This window comes from Streptomyces neyagawaensis (assembly GCF_023516595.1).
GTDB classification, from domain to species: domain Bacteria; phylum Actinomycetota; class Actinomycetes; order Streptomycetales; family Streptomycetaceae; genus Streptomyces; species Streptomyces neyagawaensis.
The window spans coordinates 1-536 of the sequence record NZ_JAMGBG010000259.1 but is presented as its reverse complement, the minus strand read 5'-3'; the positions used below and the strand labels follow the sequence as shown (position 1 = coordinate 536).

Here is a 536-nt window from a genome sequence, read left to right as displayed (position 1 = left end):
TGGAGGCCCGTTTCCGGGTCGTAGTACTGGCCCGGGAAGCGTAGGGGTGTGTAGGTCGTGCTGTTCGTCGTCCATGTCGTCGTGCCCCACAGCGTGCTGCGCGTGCGCCACGCGATCTCGCCCTGTTCGTCGATGAGTTCGCTGGGGGTGCCGACCAGGTCCGTGACGATGGCGAAGAAGCGGGAGTCTATTTCCCTTTGGGGGGCGTCCGCCGCCGTGATGCGTTCCGTCTGGGCCATGGGGCGCAGGCCCTGGTGGTCCCATGTCAGGGTCACCGGGTTCGGCAGGGACGGGGACCTCGTCGTCTGCTCGCAGAGGGTCGTTCCGTCCCACGTGAAGTCGATCCGTTCGACCACCGTCTCGCCGTCGTCCGCCACGCGGAGTTTCGCCGTGCGGCGGCCCAGCGGGTCGTACGTGTAGCGCCAGCGCGTGCCGTCCGGAGTCGTCACCGACGTCAGGCGGTCCTCCGCGTCCCACGTGTAGCGCCACGTGTCCGGCTTGCGGGACAGGCGGGTCCTCTGGCGGAGCGTCACGCG

1 protein-coding gene is annotated in these 536 nt (G+C 69.0%); it reads right to left on the bottom strand.

Annotation, left to right across the window (positions count from 1 at the left end):
- Window positions 1–536 (bottom strand): RHS repeat domain-containing protein (locus M8J73_RS44605; RefSeq protein WP_249829941.1); only part of this gene is annotated, 536 nt, incomplete at both ends.